We start from the raw sequence: 15242 nt of genomic DNA, 5'->3' as shown, positions 1-15242 counted from the left end.
GATACGCATAGATCGGTAGGGAGACCCGAATTCCGCACTCGGAAGTGGTTTGTGTCACCCGGTACGATGTGCCTACGAGATGACCATCCGCGCAGCGCGTCTCGGCTGTGCTCTCATCGTCGTCGTCGCGCTCGTCGTCGGTGCTGGCGCGACAGCCCCGAGCGCGTCCGCTCAATCAGTCAACCAGATCGCCGGGTCGGAGCTGGCGCCGGACGACGTCTCGATGCGCATCGACCTCCGTGCGAACGGCTCAGCCGCGTGGACGGTCGAGTATCGGGTCCGGCTGGACGACGAGAACACGACCGAGGCGTTCCGCTCGCTGCAGGAGGACATTCGCGCGAACGAGTCCCAGTACGCCGCGGAGTTCGGCCAGCGAATGGCGTCGACGGCCGCGACCGCCGAGGACGCGACCGGCCGGGAGATGAGCGTGCGAAACGTCTCGGTCTCGGCGACGAGACAGCAGTTGCCCCAGGACTACGGCGTCGTCACCTACTCGTTCGTCTGGACGAACTTCGCCGTCGTCGAGGACGGCACGCTCCGCGCCGGCGACGCGCTCGCGGGGCTCTTCCTCGACAGCGAGACGTCGCTGCAGTTCACCTGGCCGGAGGGATACACTATCGAGACGGTCCAACCCCAGCCAGACGACACGCGACCGGACTCCCGGATCGCCGTCTGGAGTGGCCCGCTCGACTTCGGACCGAACGAGCCCACGCTCGTCGTCACCGACCAGGCAACCGGGGCAGACAGTGGAACGACGACGACACCCGCAGGCAGTGAATCCGACGGCGGCAATTCCCTGCTGTTCGGGGCGGTCGCGTTCGTCGCGCTCGCACTCGGCGCAGGCGGATGGATCGTCTACCGACGCCGATCGGTCCCTGACCGGCACGGAGGCGTCGGGGGCGCTGAACGCGAGCCAGCGAACGCAGCAGCCACAGCGACCCCCGAAAGCAGTGCGGCCGAGGCGAGTGACACGGGCAAGGGAACTGCTACAAGCGCCACGCAGACCGCGGCTGCGGCCGGTGCTGGCACGACTACCGAGGCCGAGACTGTCGACGACGAGAGCACCGAACAGGCGTCTACGGGCGACACCGCGGCCGCGGCAACATCGGACACGGAGACGACGAACCCCGATGCGAGCGGGGGTAGTGCGGACGACGCCGACGCCCCGGTCGACAGCGAGTCGACTACTGACGAGAGCGTCGACGAAACGGACGCACTGGACGACACAGCGGAAGAGAACACGGCAGCGGACGCGATGCCGTGGGAAGACGAACTGCTGAGCAACGAAGAGCGCGTCCTCGCGTTCATCGAACACGAGGGCGGGCGCGTCAAGCAGCAGGAAGTCGCCCAGACGCTGGATTGGACCGACGCGAAGACGAGTCAGGTCGTCCGCAAGATGCGCGACGAGGACGAACTCGACGGCTTCCGACTGGGCCGTGAGAACGTCCTCGTGCTCCCCGGCGAGGACCTAGGTCCCGATTCCGAGTAGCGCGGTAACGCGGCTGAACGGCTTGGGGTCTGCTTTCCTGCGGTGAACTACTTTGACGGTTGTCCCGAGGACCGGCTTCAGCTACTGCCGAGCGAGGCACGTATTCGGAAGTCCTATTACTTAGTAATATCACGCAATAATCTATGACGCAGACGCAGTTACAGCGTGCCCGCGACGGTGAACTCACGCCGGCGATGGAGCGCGTCGCCGAGCGCGAGAACCGCGATCCGGAGTTCGTCCGCCAGCAGGTCGCCGAGGGGCAGGCGGTCATCCCGAACAACGTCGCACACGACTCGCTCGATCCGATGATCATCGGCCGGGAGTTCGCTACGAAAGTCAACGCGAACATCGGCAACAGCGAGGAGACGAGCGACGTCGAAGGGGAACTCGAAAAGCTCCACACGGCCGTTCACTTCGGAGCCGACACGGTGATGGATCTCTCGACGGGGTCGAACCTGGACGGGATCCGGGAGACGAACGTCGAACACTCGCCGGTCCCGATCGGAACGGTTCCGATCTACGAAGCGGTCAAGCGGGCCGACGAGCCGGCCGACGTCACGCCCGACCTCCTCTTGGACGTCATCGAGAAGCAGGCGCGGCACGGCGTCGACTATATGACGGTCCACGCGGGCGTCCTGCTGGAACATCTCCCGCTCACCGACGGGCGCAAGACGGGGATCGTCTCCCGCGGCGGTTCGATCCTCGCACAGTGGATCGAAGAAAACGGGATGCAGAACCCGCTCTACACGCACTTCGAGGAAATCTGTGAGATCTTCGCCGACCACGACGTCACGTTCTCGCTCGGCGACGGGCTGCGACCGGGGTGTCTGGCGGACGCGAGCGACGAGGCGCAGTTCGCCGAACTGGAGACGCTCGGCGAACTCACGCGCACGGCGTGGGACCACGGCGTCCAGGTGATGGTCGAGGGGCCGGGACACGTCCCGATGGACGAGATCGCGGACAACGTCGAGCGCCAGCAGGCGGTCTGTGACGGCGCGCCGTTCTACGTCCTCGGTCCGCTCGTCACCGACGTCGCCCCCGGCTACGACCACATCACGAGCGCCATCGGCGCGACCGAGGCCGCCCGCGCGGGGGCCGCGATGCTGTGCTACGTCACGCCCAAGGAGCACCTCGGTCTCCCGGATCGCGAGGACGTTCGTGACGGCCTCGCGGCGTACCGGATCGCGGCACACGCAGCCGACGTCGCGGCCGACCACCCCGGCGCGCGCGACTGGGACGACGCGCTCTCGGAGGCGCGCTACGAGTTCGACTGGCGGCGGCAGTTCGAGCTCGCGCTCGATCCCGAGCGCGCTCGCTCGTATCACGACCAGACGCTGCCCGGTGACAACTACAAAGAGGCGCGCTTCTGCTCGATGTGCGGCGTCGAGTTCTGCTCGATGCGCATCGACCAGGACGCCCGCGACGCCGACGGGGAGATGTCGCGGATCGACACCGGAACCGACCTCGACGCCTCGGCGGCCGCAGAGACCAACTGTCCGCCGGTCGGGACCCACGACATAAGCGGCGTTCCCGACGAGATCGAGATCGACGGCGTCACGTTCACGCCGGAGTCGTCGCACGCGGACGACTGACTGGCGGGAAATCAAACCTGACTTACACGTTCTGCGGGATAACGAGCCGTTAAAATCGCTCCTGAGCGACGCTCGCGCCGTCTTGCGAAAAATCCGGATTAAACGGATCAAAATGGGCGCAAGTATGTCGGAGGTATATGGCCGAGAGGACAGTATCGGAAACCGATGAGGTCAGTATCCGCGCTCCTCGTTGCATTCTTGGTCGTGACTGCGGGCGCTCCGATCGGCGTCGCCGCGGTGGCGTCCGGTGGCACGTCGCTCTCGGCCGCGACAGCCACGGGAGCGGCGCAGGTGCAGGACGGCGGCGTCCAGGCGCAGACGACGGCGACGACCCCGGCGAACGGTACGGATACGAACGAAACTGCGACACCGGGCGGCGATAGCACGTCTACGGCAGACGACACCGCGTCCGAGTCGAACGGGTCGGGTGTCGCCCCCGGTGCGAAGCTGGCGGGCGTCGTCGCCGTCCAGGGTGCCGAGATCGACGGTGAGGTCGCCTCGCGCGCCTTCGGCCAGCGCGTCGCCGCCGCGGCGACGAACGACTCGAAGGCGGCGGTCGTCGCGGCCGAACTGAACACCAGTCAGGAACGGCTCGAAGCGCTCCGGACGCGACTCGCCGAGTTAGAGCAGGCCCGAGCGTCGGGGAACGTCTCCCAGGGCCGATACAACGCTCGTGCCGCGCAACTGACGGCCGAAATCAACGCCGTCGAGCGCCAACTCGGACAGAGTAACGAGACCGCGTCGGCGCTGCCAAAACAGGTCCGCGAAGAAAACGGCATCAACACCTCGAACATCGAACGACTCCGGACCGAGGCGCGCAACCTCTCGGGCCCCGAAGTCGCCGCCGCCGCCCGTGAGATCGCCGGTGAGAACTCCGGTCGCGGACTAGGTGACGCCGAGGGTGTGCCCGGTCTGAGCGGCGAGACGCCCGGACAAAGCGGCGATGTGCCTGGCTTGAGCGATGGCGACGCACCCGGACAGAGCGGCGACGCTCCCGGATTGGGCAACGGCGACGTGCCCGGACAGGGTGACGGCGCTGCAGACGAGCGAGGTGCGGACACAGATAACGAGACGGACGAGCTCCCGGGGGACGCAGCAAACACATCCGACCTCGAAAATGCGACAAATGCCTCCGAAAACGCTCAGGAGGCCGCTGATATGGGAAATGGTGACGCCGGGCCGCCCGACGACCGTCCGGCAAACGTCACTGACGACGCGACCAACGACACACAAGAGACAGACGCGAGACAGGACCGTCTCGGACAGGGAGACGAAAGCAGCGTGAACGATGGTTTCGGGAACGATACGCTGGGAGACAAACGGGGAAACGGTGACGACGGTACCGAGTCCGGAGACGGGAACTCGACTGCCGACGCACCCGGAAACAGTGAGAACGCGCCGGGACAGTCCGGCGACGGTTCCGAAGACCGTGACGGCGCACCCGATAATAGCGGTGATGCGCCCGGTGAAAGCGGCGACGCCCCCGGACGGTCGGACTGATCGGATACGTCGGTCCCGACTTTCGAGTGAGACTTCTCTGCCGACTTCAATTCTGATACTGAGGGAGTAGGGTTATAGTCGTCCCGGCGCATCGCGCATACGATGGAGTACGTGTACCCGATTGTCGGGTTAGTCGCTGGGATGGCGCTCGTCGCTACCAGCGTCTTTACCGCCTTCATCTACACGCCGACGACGGCCTCGACGGTCGATACGACGATCACGGCTTTCACCGGCGTCACCCTCCAGATCGGTGATTTCCTCGCCGTGTCGTCGGCGACGGCCATCGTCTTCGATCTGCTCGCGACGCAGTTGGGCGTGCGGTATTCACTTTTGGTCCCGTTCGCGCTTGGGTACATCCTGACGCACGTGATCATCTACTACTCGTCGCTGCACATCACCGACGTGCAGAGCCAGCCGTTGGATCCGGACTTCAACATCAGAGAGAATCCGCTGCAACTCATCACTCTCTCGATACCGGGCGCGTTGATACTTCTACCGGCCGGAAACCGACGGCAGCGCAATAGGTAAAACGGCTCTTTGAGACAAGGGCGCTTTTAGGTAGTCGTCCCCCGTAGTCTGAAGTGCCCCGGTTGGGCCGCCCGCGATTCGGTCCCCACCGACGCACCCTCCACGATCCACCTCGCCTCCACACCCCTCCCATTGGATCGATGGCCCGCCGACCGGGCATCCCCGCTGACGCATTCCCTCCTCACGGTCCCGCTGTACGACGCTTCGGCCCCCTGTGCTGCTCGCTGCCGTGCCAGGCCTGATACTGCCGTGCGCCTCACAACACCGCAGCGATCTGTTCTCGCGTCGACGCCAGGTCGCCGGAGTTGTCGATCCTCACGTGTGGGATCTCGATCGGCTCGTAGCGCTCCTTGAACTGGCGGTAGATCTCGACGTCGGCGTCGCTGGTGTCGTTCTCCCGTGCGGCGATCCGCGCCTCGACGACAGAGCCTGCACACTCGACGGCGACGACGTCGAGTGGGACGCCGACCGCGTTCGCAAGATCCACCGCGCGCGCCCGGTCCGCGCGCTTGCGGAACGTGCCGTCGAGAACGGCGACGCCGCCGTTAGTAATTGCTTCGCGCCCGCGTGCGAACACTTCGTCGTAGACTGTTTCGCGTTCCGCAGCCGTGCACTCAGGATCGTCGAAGCAGTCCGTCCGAACGACGTCCGTGCGAACGAGTCGTCCGTCGAGTCGGTCCGCAATCTCGCGTGAGACGGCCGTCTTCCCGACCCCCGGCAGTCCCGTCACGACGATCAAGCGTCCCGTCACGGTCGGTTCCCTCCCGCACAGACGCGCGCTGGAGGGCTCCGAGAAGCCGACCGCGATGCGGCTCGACGATGAGCGGAGGAGACGCGACTCGACGGCAGGAGAGCGCGCAGAGTGGATCGGATCGACATCGGAACCAAAGAGAGAGCCAGGGGTGGGATTTGAACCCACGAAGTCTCGATTACAAGTCGAGTGCATGAACCGCCCATGCTCCCCTGGCGCAGGTCGGCCTACTCAGTCCTCCTTTGAGTGTGTGTCGTTTTCGATGGACGCCGATTCGGGAGACACCTCGGAGTCATCACCCTCTGCGGTCCCGGCTGCGGACTCCCCGTCGAGGGGTTTCTCGAACTGGATCCGGTGGGGGACGTACTCCCGGTCGCGGTAGAACGCGCGGGCTCGGTCGTTGGCTGCCATCGCTTCGAGCGCGACGACTGTCGCGCCGCCGGCGTGCAACGCGGTTTCGGCCGCGGCCATCAGATCGCTCCCGACGCCTCGGTTCCGGAACTCGGGTCGGACGTAGACGTTGCGGACGACGCCTCGCGTCGCATCCTGTTCGTAGGAGCCGTGTTCGAGGCTGAACGTAACGAACCCGACGACGTCCTCGCCGCGTTTGGCGACTCGGATTCCGCCCGTGACGACGTGTCGCGCGAGCGTGTCGCGGACGACGTCCCGGTTCGCCTCCGGCAGGATGTGCGAGTCGTAGGCGCGCTGATCGGACGCGAGCGCGAGCCACAGGTCGACCAGCGCATCCACGTCGGCCACCTCGGGGCGGCAGATCCGGATCGGGGGGGCGTGGCCGTCGTCGTCTGCCGGGTCACCCTCTTCCGCGTCCGGCCCCGGATCTACGTCCGCCTCGTCGTCCGAATCGCCCATACCGGGCGTTCGGCGGACGGACGGATATATCGTCGGTCTCGCCGACTGGAGGCGCGACGAGGGCCTTTCGTCGAGGCTCCCCCGAGCGACGCACCTTTCTCTCCGGCGGTCCCACAGGCCTCCGATGGAACCGGTACGGAACGATCCGAAACTGGGGCCGCTGGTCGAAGCGCACGGCGACCTGTCGATCGGGACAGCCGACGACGAGTTCGAACGACTACTCGTCGCGATCGTGAACCAACAGCTCTCGGTCGACTCCGCGGCGGCGATCCGCGAGCGGCTGTTCGAGCGCGTCGACGTGTCGCCTGCAGGTATCCTCGCCGCGGACGAATCCACCCTCCGCGACGCTGGCCTCTCCGGACAGAAGGTCGAGTACGTCCGCAACGTCGCCGAAGCGTTCCAGGAGCGGGACCTGACGCGGGCGGGGCTCTCAGACGAAAGCGACGAGGCGGTCATCGAGGCGCTGACCGACATCCGCGGGGTCGGCGTCTGGACCGCGAAGATGTATCTGATCAGTTCTATTCCGTTTCAACTATTTTCATAAGTGGGGAAGTTCGTGGTGATTGATTACGCACTCGGGGGGGTAGTTCGTGGAGGGTTCCACCCAGAGAGGATCACTCCCCGACGAGATTGAGCCGACGACAGGGCCCCCACGGACACAATCAGAGTGGTTTGGGAAGTATCAGATATGGGGTGAGGGCCTCCACGTCTGTCGGATGGACGTTCCCATTACAGGCATTGCAAGAGGTGCTCTGCTACGGGACTGCCCCTACTCCCGAGACTGCTTTAGGAGTCGTTGGCGAGCCTATGGCGAGATATCGCGTGTTTCAGCCTCGGTATGGGTAGTGTGTATCGGGTAGAGTTGACGTACAGATCACAGGGGGTCGCATACGCGCACGGTGGCGGCCGCGGGAATAGTGATAGACTTTGTATCTGAGTAATAGTGTGATAGTTACCGTATGAGTACCCAGATGTAGAGTGGCACCGGACCGCGCGAGTGCGTGCTCCCGCTGTTTCACAGCAGTTGAATCCACCGCGCAAGTAGGTTCTCCTGTCCCAAATCAACGTTTTCCCCGATAGATTCAAACTGTCAAGAGCATTATAACCCGCTATGGGTAGGGTGGAACAGGAAGGGAGGGGAGACGGGGAGAGCGTGTCGTGACCAAGACCAAAAGCCCAGTGTGCCTCTTGCTCCCCGCAACCAAAAATAAGCAACTAGTATCCTGTAAAAGTGTTGGCTAATTAAACGATGTAATGCACTCACAGGATCGTGAGTACATTTTCTGTCTCGGGTAAGGGGTCTGGATCGTCTCGGTGAAAAAATCCGCTGTTGGTCCGTATCTTTTGCTGTCATTAGGTGCTTGATTCAAAACACGTTCTTGTTTCAAATTACCTCTACAGTCGGTTTTTCGTTGGAGATGGTGATGGGCTCTCGTTTACTCGAAAGACGGCTAAGAAGTGCGTCTGGAAGCACGTCTGTTGTCTCTGAGGGGTAGGGTTCGACCGTCGAGAACCACCTTCCTCGTCGCCGTCGCACTCTGTGGCAGTTAGAATCAACGGTGACGTGTCACGGGAGGAGTTACTGCCACTACGGAGATCGGCACCAGGACCTCGCCGACGTCGAGGGGGACATTTCCCAAGTACAGTCATAGTCATCTATACCGACAGTGTCGTTTCACTCCCCGAACGTAGATATGATCCGTTCCTCAGTTCCCTCAGCGTAGAACCGCTCGGTAGTTTCGACATTGGCGTGGCCGAGGTGGTCTTTGACGGCGTCAAGTGGTACACCTTCTACATTGACCATATGCATAGCGTGAGAGTGGCGCAACAGGTGTGGCGTCACTCTATGGTACTTACGGCCATCTCTCGCCTCGGTTTTGGTATCCTGAATCCCCATCTCCTCGGCGGCTTCTTTCACGATTTTCACCGCTCGGGACTTGGTCAGTCGTCCTTTGCGTCCGATGAATAGCGCACGTTCGGAGTCGGCGCACTTATATCGGAGACGTCCATTTCGCACCCAGTCGTACAGTAGTGGGTTTAGTTCTGCACTCGGATATGACACCACTCCGCCTTGATTGGTCTTCTCACGGTATATCTCTATCTTCGGCGTATCGGGATAGACGTCGCTCTTGGGTCCGTCGAGTCGTCCATCCTCTCCAATTTCTATATGTAGGGCTTCTGATATCCTCAAACCCGTCCAAAAGAGGAGTTTGACCAGCAGTTCGTTCCTGTCTGTCGGATCGGGGACGTAGTTTTCAGCCAACTGATACACTTGCTCCTTCTTCAGGTGGTCTTTCGGACCGTCGTTGCTCCGTCGTTTCTTCTGACGAGTCGTCAATGAATCCTCAATCCGACTCGCTATTGTCCCTGTTGTGACTCGTGCTAATGGGTCGTCATCAATCGCTCCATCCTTGTAGAGGTGCGTTATGGCCGCAGATACTGACGACCATTTGCCGTTTTTGATCGTTGACTCTTTGTATCCTTCTTCGGTGAGATAATCGACGTACAGAAGAATATCACGGCGGGTAATGTCCTCTACGTCGGTGACGCCTCGCTCTGCAAGCCATTCGCTAAACTGCTCTAAGGATCGTTCTCGCTTTCGCACCGTTGACTCGGCTGGGGTACCATACGTGCTCTCGACGTCCCCAAACTCCAAATCGCCGAGGTACTGCTCAAATCCGTCTATCATCGGCTGTGTTTCCTCCCAATGACACGATAATAATCGTCTGCGGTGCGTGGAGGTGATTTCACATAACTGAGATTTTCTTCGAGGTAATCAAGCGCGTCGGCCACTTTTCCTATGTCGTTACTGTCGAGATGTTTTTGGGCGAGGGATTGCAGATCGCTCACACCCTCCTTCTCCACATCAGCGAATTGGTCTGCGTGAATCTCCTGAATATCCTCATCGGCAATATCCATCGCCAAATCAACGATTTCCTCGGGGTACTGCGTCTGTGCAGCGGCTTCTACCTGTTCAAAGTCTTCGCTAAGGCGTTCGACAGCGTCACTAATCGCTTGCTGGCTTTCTGCGACCTGCACAAGCTCCTTCTCAAGTTGTCTCGGGACCTGTCCCTCATCGCCCCCACGTCGTATCTCTTTACGAACTGCCGAACGGATCAATTCACTCATCGAGCCATACTCGGACTGCTCGACGTGATGATCCCACTTCTCCTTCGTGTCATCGTCTACGGACACACCAATATGTGCCATATCCCTCTATTCGGAGGCTTTTTTGAAAATAGTTTTCATACACTAATTCAGATGTATCTGGTCTTCGTGCTCGGTCGCCCCGACGTGTTCCCGGTCGAGGACCTCGGCGTCCGAAAGGGGATGGCGCACCTCTACGGCTACGACGAGGCGGATCGAGCGGGGATGCGCGAGCACGCCGAGCGGTGGCGACCCTATCGGAGTTACGCGAGTCGGTATCTCTGGCGTGCCACCGACTGACGGTCTCGCGGCGAAAAGTGAACGCTTCTCAAGTTTGTTTTCCGAGTGAAGGAAACGTTGAAACACAGAGCCGCCCACGAACGGAGTATGGAGATCGACGACGTCAACACTATCACGGTTCTCGGCGCGGGCAGTATGGGCCACGGGATCGCCGAGGTGGCCGCCCTCGCGGGCTTCGAGGTCCGCCTCCGCGACATCGAAGCGGAATTCGTCCAGAACGGCTACGACCAGATCGAGTGGTCGCTCGGCAAACTCGTCGAACAGGGCCAGATCGAGCGCTCGGACGCCGACGCGACGCTCGATCGGATCTCGACACACGTCGACCTCGCGGAGGCGGCCGCCGACGCCGACGTCGTCGTCGAGGCAGTCCCCGAGAAGATGGCGATCAAGCGTGACGTCTACGAGGACTTGGAGGCGGCGGCCCCGGATCGAACGATCTTCGCGACGAACACCTCCAGTCTCTCGATCACGGCGTTGGCGGACGTGACCGAGCGCCCCGAGCAGTTCTGCGGGATGCACTTTTTCAACCCACCCGTTCGGATGGAACTCGTCGAAGTCATCTCGGGGGCAGAGACGGCCGAGGAGACGCTCGATCTGATTTCGGATCTCGCTGTCGAGATGGGCAAGACGCCGGTCCGCGTCCGCAAAGACAGCCCGGGATTCATCGTCAACCGCGTGCTCGTCCCGCTGATGAACGAGGCGGCGTGGATCGTCGAATCCGGTGACGCGACGATCGAAGAAGTCGACTCGACGACGAAGTACGGTCTCGGCCTCCCGATGGGGAGCTTCGAACTCTCTGATCAGGTCGGGGTCGACGTCGGCTACCACGTCCTCGAATACCTCCACGAGCAACTCGGCGACGCCTACCATCCCTGCCCGATGCTCGAATCGAAAGTCGACACCGGGGACCTCGGCAAAAAGACCGGCGCGGGCTTCTACGACTACGAGGACGGCGCGGGTGCGCAGGTCCCCTCCGATCAGATCCGCGACGATGTCGCCGATCGCCTGCTGGCGATGATCGCGAACGAGGTAGCCGCCCTCGTCGCCGACGACGTCGCCGACCCCGAAGCGATCGACACGGCGGTCAAACTCGGCGGGCGCTGGTCCGACGGCCCCGCGAAGATGGTCGACGAAGCCGGTCTCGACGAGTTGCTCGCGACGCTTGATGACCTCCACGAGGAGACGGGTGAGGAACGCTACGAAGCCGAACCGTACCTGCGGGAGCTCGCAGAGTCCGGCGAGGGCTTCCACGAAGCGGCCGGCGGGGGGAAAGCCGAGCCGGACGACGAAGACGGCGGCTACGACTACGAGGACATCACCGTCGAGATCGACGATCGCGTCGGTCACGTGATGCTCGATCGACCGCACCGGATGAACACCGTCACCGACGACCTGCTCGTGGAACTCCGCGACGCCATCGACCGCTTCGAGGAGGATGACGACGTGCGGGCCGTTCTCCTCACCGGCACGGGCGACCGGGCGTTCTCCGCCGGCGCGGACATCCAGGCGATGGCCGGCGGCGTCGGCGACGTCAACCGCGTGGCCGAACTTTCGCGCCACGGGCAGGAGACGGCGGGTCGGCTCGAATCGTGCGAACTCCCGGTCGTCGCCGGCATCGACGGGCACTGTCTCGGCGGCGGGATGGAGCTCGCGATGGGCGCGGACCTCCGCATCGCCTCCGAGCGCTCAGAGTTCGGCCAGCCCGAACACGACCTCGGCATCCTCCCCGGCTGGGGCGGCACCGTCCGCCTGCCGCGCATCGTCGGGATGGGTCGCGCGAAGGAGATCATCTTCACCGCCGACCGCTACGACGCAGAGACGATGGCAGACTACGGCTTCGTCAACGAGGTGACGCCGAACGACGAGTTCGACGAGCGCGCCTTCGAGTTGGCCAAGCGACTCGCTCGTGGTCCGCCGATCGCCCAGCGCTACACCAAGCGGGCGATGCACCGCGGCTGGGACGACGTCGACGCCGGCCTCGACGTCGAGGCGCAGTCGTTCGGCCTCGTCTTCGACACCGAGGATATGATGACCGGGATGGCGGCGTTTATGAGCGACGAAGAGCCCGAATTCGAGGGGAAGTGACGCTACCGCGGCGGGCGTGAACATCCGCCCGGGCTGGCGTGCGCATCCACACCGGCTGGTGACCGCCCGCTCCAGGTGGCGTGACACCCGCCCCTGCGATCTGGCGGCAGCGAGGGTACGCGAAACAGTGCCGTACCGGCTCTGTAACGGAATGTTTAAACTATTCAGTCTGCCACGTAGGAATGCAGGCTCGGTTGGTGTAGTCCGGCCAATCATCTTGGCCTTTCGAGCCGAGGACCAGGGTTCAAATCCCTGACCGAGCACTTCTCGAACTGCTGCAAACTACAGAGCGACAGGACCCGTCAGCGGCGTCCGCAGTCGGTGCACGTCGACGACAGACCTTTACTGCGGGTGGGTGATGCCCCCCTATGACACACGACTGCGGATTCCTCTCTGAGCTGTCGCTGGCGGCCGATCAGATTTCCTTCGAGCCAGCGGCGCGCAACGAGTTCGCGGCGGACTTCGGAACTCCACCCGACGCCGGGCGCGCGCCCGACGCGGTCGTCTGGCCGGAGACGACGGCCGACGTTTCGGCTGTCCTCGCCGCAGCCAACGAGCGGGGCGTTCCGGTGACCCCATACGCCGCCGGATCGGGGATGCAGCGCAACGCGGTGCCCACCCAGGGCGGCATCACGCTCGCGATGACGCGGATGGACGCCGTCAGAGACCTGCGGCCGCGAGATATGCAGGTCGACGTCGAACCCGGCGTCGTCGGCGACGACCTGAACGATCTCGTCGCCGAGGAGGGCCTGTTCTTTCCGGCGTTTCCCCAGTCGGCGGCGTTTTCGACGATCGGCGGGATGATCGCCACCGACGCCAGCGGCATTCGGACCGTCAAGTACGGTGAGGTCGGCGACTGGGTGTTACAGCTCGAAGTCGTCCGCCCCGACGGCTCCGTGACCGAGGTTGGGAGCAAAGCGCGGAAGACTTCTGCGGGGTACAACCTCGTCGATCTGTTCGTCGGGAGCGAGGGAACCCTCGGCGTGGTCACGCGCGCGACGCTCGACCTCGCGGCGACGCCGCCGGAAACGGTCGGTGGGCGAGCCGTCTTTCCCACGCTCGAAGACGCCACGGCGGCGATCACCGACGTCGTGACCTCGGGCGTCGACGTCGCGACGATCGAACTCGTCGACCCGCTGACGGCCGAAATCGCCAACGCCTACACCGGCTCGGAACTCCGAGCGACGCCGATGGTCTTTTTCGAGGTGCACGGCCGGTCCGTCGACGCCGAGATCGACGCGTTGGAGGCGGCGTTCCGGGCCCGAGACGCCACGCGAGTCGAGCACAGCAGCAACGACGAGGAGATGGCCGAACTGTGGCGTGCACGTCGAGAAATCGGCCACGCGCTCAAAGAGTGGGACCCAGACCTCGACCTCGAAGTCATTGGCGACGTCACCGTCCCGATCGGCTCGTACCCCGCGATCGTCGAGTTCATCGGCGAGATCCGCGCGGAGTACGACTTCCCCATTCCAGCGTTCGGTCACGCGGGCGACGGCAACACCCACTACGCCGTCCTCTGCGACCGCGACGACCCCGAGGCGGTCGAACGCGCCCACGAGGCGTCCGGGCGCATCATCGACGAGGCACTCGCTCTCGGCGGCACCTGCACCGGCGAGCACGGAATCGGCGTCGGCAAGCGGTCGTATCTGCAGATGGAATACGACTCGACCGCGATCGAGACGATGCGCTCGATCAAAGAAACCGTAGACCCGAACGGGATCCTCAATCCGGGAAAGATTTTCGAGTGAAGCTGTCGCGACGGCGGGTGCCCGGTCAGCAGTCCGCTCAACCCCTCGGGTGAGCTACCCCAGTATCTATATCCGTTCGGTGACACCTGTCGGTGTGGACTCTGCCCACCGCATCCACGTCGGCGACGCGAGCGAGATGGCGGCCGTCGACGACGACGCCGTCGACCTCGTCGTCACCTCGCCGCCGTATCCGATGATCGAGATGTGGGACGAGCAGTTCGCCGCCCAGTCCGACGCCGTGGCGGCGGCGCTCGACGACACCGACGGCGCACGGGCGTTCGAGGCGATGCACGCGCTCCTCGACGAGGTCTGGAGCGAGCTACAGCGCGTGCTCACGCCGGGCGGCGTCGCCGCGATCATCGTCGGCGACGCGACGCGAAGCCTCGGCGATCACTTTCGCGTCTACCAGAATCACGCCCGCGTGATCGGGGCCTTCGACTCGCTCGGATTCGACCCGCTTCCGGAGGTACTCTGGCGGAAGCCGACGAACAGCGCGGCGAAGTTTATGGGCAGCGGGATGGTGCCGCCGAACGCCTACGTTACCCTCGAACACGAGTACGTCCTCCTGTTCCGAAACGGCACCTCGGGCCGCTCGTTCGAACCGGGCGAGACGCGGCGCTACGAGTCGGCGTACTTCTGGGAGGAGCGCAACCGATGGTTCTCGGACGTCTGGACCGACGTCCGCGGCGCGCGCCAGGCACGAAACGAGGACAGAGACGTCGCGTCAGCCGGACTCGGTGGCAGCGACGGCGACGTGGAAGCGGCCCGCGCCTCCGACGCAGACCGGGCGGCGGGCGAGCGCGACCGAACCGCGGCGTACCCCTTCGAGATCCCGTACCGACTCGTCTGTATGTACTCGCTGTACGGCGACACCGTCCTCGACCCGTTCCTCGGGACGGGAACGACGACGCTGGCGGCGATGGTCGCCGGGCGCAATTCGATCGGCTACGAACTCGACGCCGACGTCCTTTCGGAACTCGACGACAGCGTCGGCCGGGTCCGCGATCGGTCGCGCCGAGTCGTCGAAGACCGTCTCGCCGCCCACCGGGCGTTCGTCGAGGCACAGCGCGCCGAGGGCACGGTGTTCGAGTACGAGGCGGAACACTACGACTTCCCCGTGCGGACGCGTCAGGAGCGCGAAATCAAGTTCCGCGTGGTCGACGCGGTGGACGAGACTGACGACGGTTATCGGGTACGGTACGAGCAGATCTGAGCGCGGCGCGCAACCCGTC

Annotated in this window: 11 protein-coding genes, 2 tRNA genes and 2 pseudogenes; 10 read left to right on the top strand and 5 right to left on the bottom strand. The window is 63.7% G+C overall.

The features are described 5' to 3' along the window. Positions 1–79 precede the first annotated feature (79 nt). From NO362_RS13045 to NO362_RS13030, 4 genes are all read left to right on the top strand, one after another. Positions 80–1489: a helix-turn-helix transcriptional regulator gene (locus tag NO362_RS13045; protein WP_256545604.1), complete on the top strand. Its 1410-nt coding sequence runs from the start codon at positions 80–82 to the stop codon at positions 1487–1489. A gap of 143 nt (positions 1490–1632) precedes the next feature. Then, on the top strand, positions 1633–3081 hold the full coding sequence (thiC, locus tag NO362_RS13040) for a phosphomethylpyrimidine synthase ThiC (RefSeq protein ID WP_256545603.1): 1449 nt from the start codon (positions 1633–1635) through the stop codon (positions 3079–3081). 165 nt (positions 3082–3246) lie between these two features. Continuing rightward, a complete protein-coding gene (locus NO362_RS13035) occupies positions 3247–4581 on the top strand; it encodes a hypothetical protein (protein ID WP_256545602.1) in 1335 nt (444 codons plus the stop codon). Between the two features lie 102 nt (positions 4582–4683). Continuing rightward, positions 4684–5109 carry a DUF8133 family membrane protein gene (locus NO362_RS13030; protein WP_256545601.1) on the top strand — a complete coding sequence of 142 codons (426 nt, stop codon included), beginning with the start codon at positions 4684–4686 and terminating at the stop codon, positions 5107–5109. A gap of 256 nt (positions 5110–5365) precedes the next feature. Here the strand turns inward: NO362_RS13030 and NO362_RS13025 are convergent, their stop codons facing one another. The 3 genes from NO362_RS13025 to NO362_RS13015 form a co-directional block, all read right to left on the bottom strand. Next, a complete protein-coding gene (locus NO362_RS13025; protein WP_256545600.1) occupies positions 5366–5860 on the bottom strand; it encodes a P-loop nucleotide/nucleoside kinase family protein in 495 nt (164 codons plus the stop codon). A 143-nt stretch (positions 5861–6003) separates the two neighbouring features. Next, positions 6004–6077: transfer RNA gene (locus NO362_RS13020), tRNA-Thr, on the bottom strand. A 14-nt stretch (positions 6078–6091) separates the two neighbouring features. After that, positions 6092–6730, bottom strand: a complete 639-nt coding sequence (locus NO362_RS13015) for a GNAT family N-acetyltransferase (protein ID WP_343218087.1) — start codon at positions 6728–6730, stop codon at positions 6092–6094. A 124-nt stretch (positions 6731–6854) separates the two neighbouring features. Between NO362_RS13015 and NO362_RS13010 the strand changes: the two are divergent. Beyond that, positions 6855–7244 (top strand): annotated as a pseudogene (locus NO362_RS13010) (DNA-3-methyladenine glycosylase family protein); the annotation flags it as partial. 1161 nt (positions 7245–8405) lie between these two features. Here NO362_RS13010 and NO362_RS13005 read toward each other — a convergent pair. Together NO362_RS13005 and NO362_RS13000 are read right to left on the bottom strand one after the other, a co-directional pair. After that, on the bottom strand, positions 8406–9419 hold the full coding sequence (locus NO362_RS13005; RefSeq protein WP_256545599.1) for a tyrosine-type recombinase/integrase: 1014 nt from the start codon (positions 9417–9419) through the stop codon (positions 8406–8408). Further along, positions 9416–9940 carry a ribbon-helix-helix domain-containing protein gene (locus NO362_RS13000; protein WP_256545598.1) on the bottom strand — a complete coding sequence of 175 codons (525 nt, stop codon included), beginning with the start codon at positions 9938–9940 and terminating at the stop codon, positions 9416–9418. Before NO362_RS13000 ends, NO362_RS13005 begins: the two co-directional genes overlap by 4 nt. Positions 9941–9988: 48 nt before the next feature. Here NO362_RS13000 and NO362_RS12995 point away from each other — a divergent pair. The 5 genes and pseudogenes from NO362_RS12995 to NO362_RS12975 all read left to right on the top strand — a co-directional run. Then, positions 9989–10177: pseudogene (locus NO362_RS12995) on the top strand (DNA-3-methyladenine glycosylase family protein); the annotation flags it as partial. An 87-nt stretch (positions 10178–10264) separates the two neighbouring features. Continuing rightward, the gene (locus NO362_RS12990; RefSeq protein ID WP_256545597.1) at positions 10265–12262 is read left to right on the top strand and encodes a 3-hydroxyacyl-CoA dehydrogenase/enoyl-CoA hydratase family protein; all 1998 of its coding nucleotides are present in this window, start codon (positions 10265–10267) and stop codon (positions 12260–12262) included. Positions 12263–12450: 188 nt separating this feature from the next. Then, positions 12451–12525: transfer RNA gene (locus NO362_RS12985), tRNA-Glu, on the top strand. 105 nt (positions 12526–12630) lie between these two features. After that, the gene (locus NO362_RS12980; protein WP_256545596.1) at positions 12631–14010 is read left to right on the top strand and encodes an FAD-binding oxidoreductase; all 1380 of its coding nucleotides are present in this window, start codon (positions 12631–12633) and stop codon (positions 14008–14010) included. Positions 14011–14104: 94 nt separating this feature from the next. Then, positions 14105–15223, top strand: a complete 1119-nt coding sequence (locus NO362_RS12975) for a DNA-methyltransferase (protein WP_256545595.1) — start codon at positions 14105–14107, stop codon at positions 15221–15223. The last annotated feature ends 19 nt before the right edge of the window (positions 15224–15242 follow it).

Source organism: Halobellus inordinatus (genome assembly GCF_024498335.1).
In the GTDB taxonomy this organism is placed as follows: Archaea; Halobacteriota; Halobacteria; order Halobacteriales; family Haloferacaceae; genus Haloquadratum; species Haloquadratum inordinatus.
The sequence above is the reverse complement of the archived record's forward strand: the minus strand, read 5'-3'. Positions and strand labels throughout refer to the sequence as shown.

Coding starts and splice junctions, on each gene's coding strand:
- NO362_RS13000 (WP_256545598.1), bottom strand. CDS start 9,940: ATGGCACATATTGGTGTGTCCGTAGACGATGACACGAAGGAGAAGTGG.
- NO362_RS13005 (WP_256545599.1), bottom strand. CDS start 9,419: ATGATAGACGGATTTGAGCAGTACCTCGGCGATTTGGAGTTTGGGGAC.
- NO362_RS13045 (WP_256545604.1), top strand. CDS start 80: ATGACCATCCGCGCAGCGCGTCTCGGCTGTGCTCTCATCGTCGTCGTC.
- thiC (WP_256545603.1), top strand. CDS start 1,633: ATGACGCAGACGCAGTTACAGCGTGCCCGCGACGGTGAACTCACGCCG.
- NO362_RS13035 (WP_256545602.1), top strand. CDS start 3,247: ATGAGGTCAGTATCCGCGCTCCTCGTTGCATTCTTGGTCGTGACTGCG.
- NO362_RS12980 (WP_256545596.1), top strand. CDS start 12,631: ATGACACACGACTGCGGATTCCTCTCTGAGCTGTCGCTGGCGGCCGAT.
- NO362_RS13030 (WP_256545601.1), top strand. CDS start 4,684: ATGGAGTACGTGTACCCGATTGTCGGGTTAGTCGCTGGGATGGCGCTC.
- NO362_RS12990 (WP_256545597.1), top strand. CDS start 10,265: ATGGAGATCGACGACGTCAACACTATCACGGTTCTCGGCGCGGGCAGT.
- NO362_RS13015 (WP_343218087.1), bottom strand. CDS start 6,730: ATGGGCGATTCGGACGACGAGGCGGACGTAGATCCGGGGCCGGACGCG.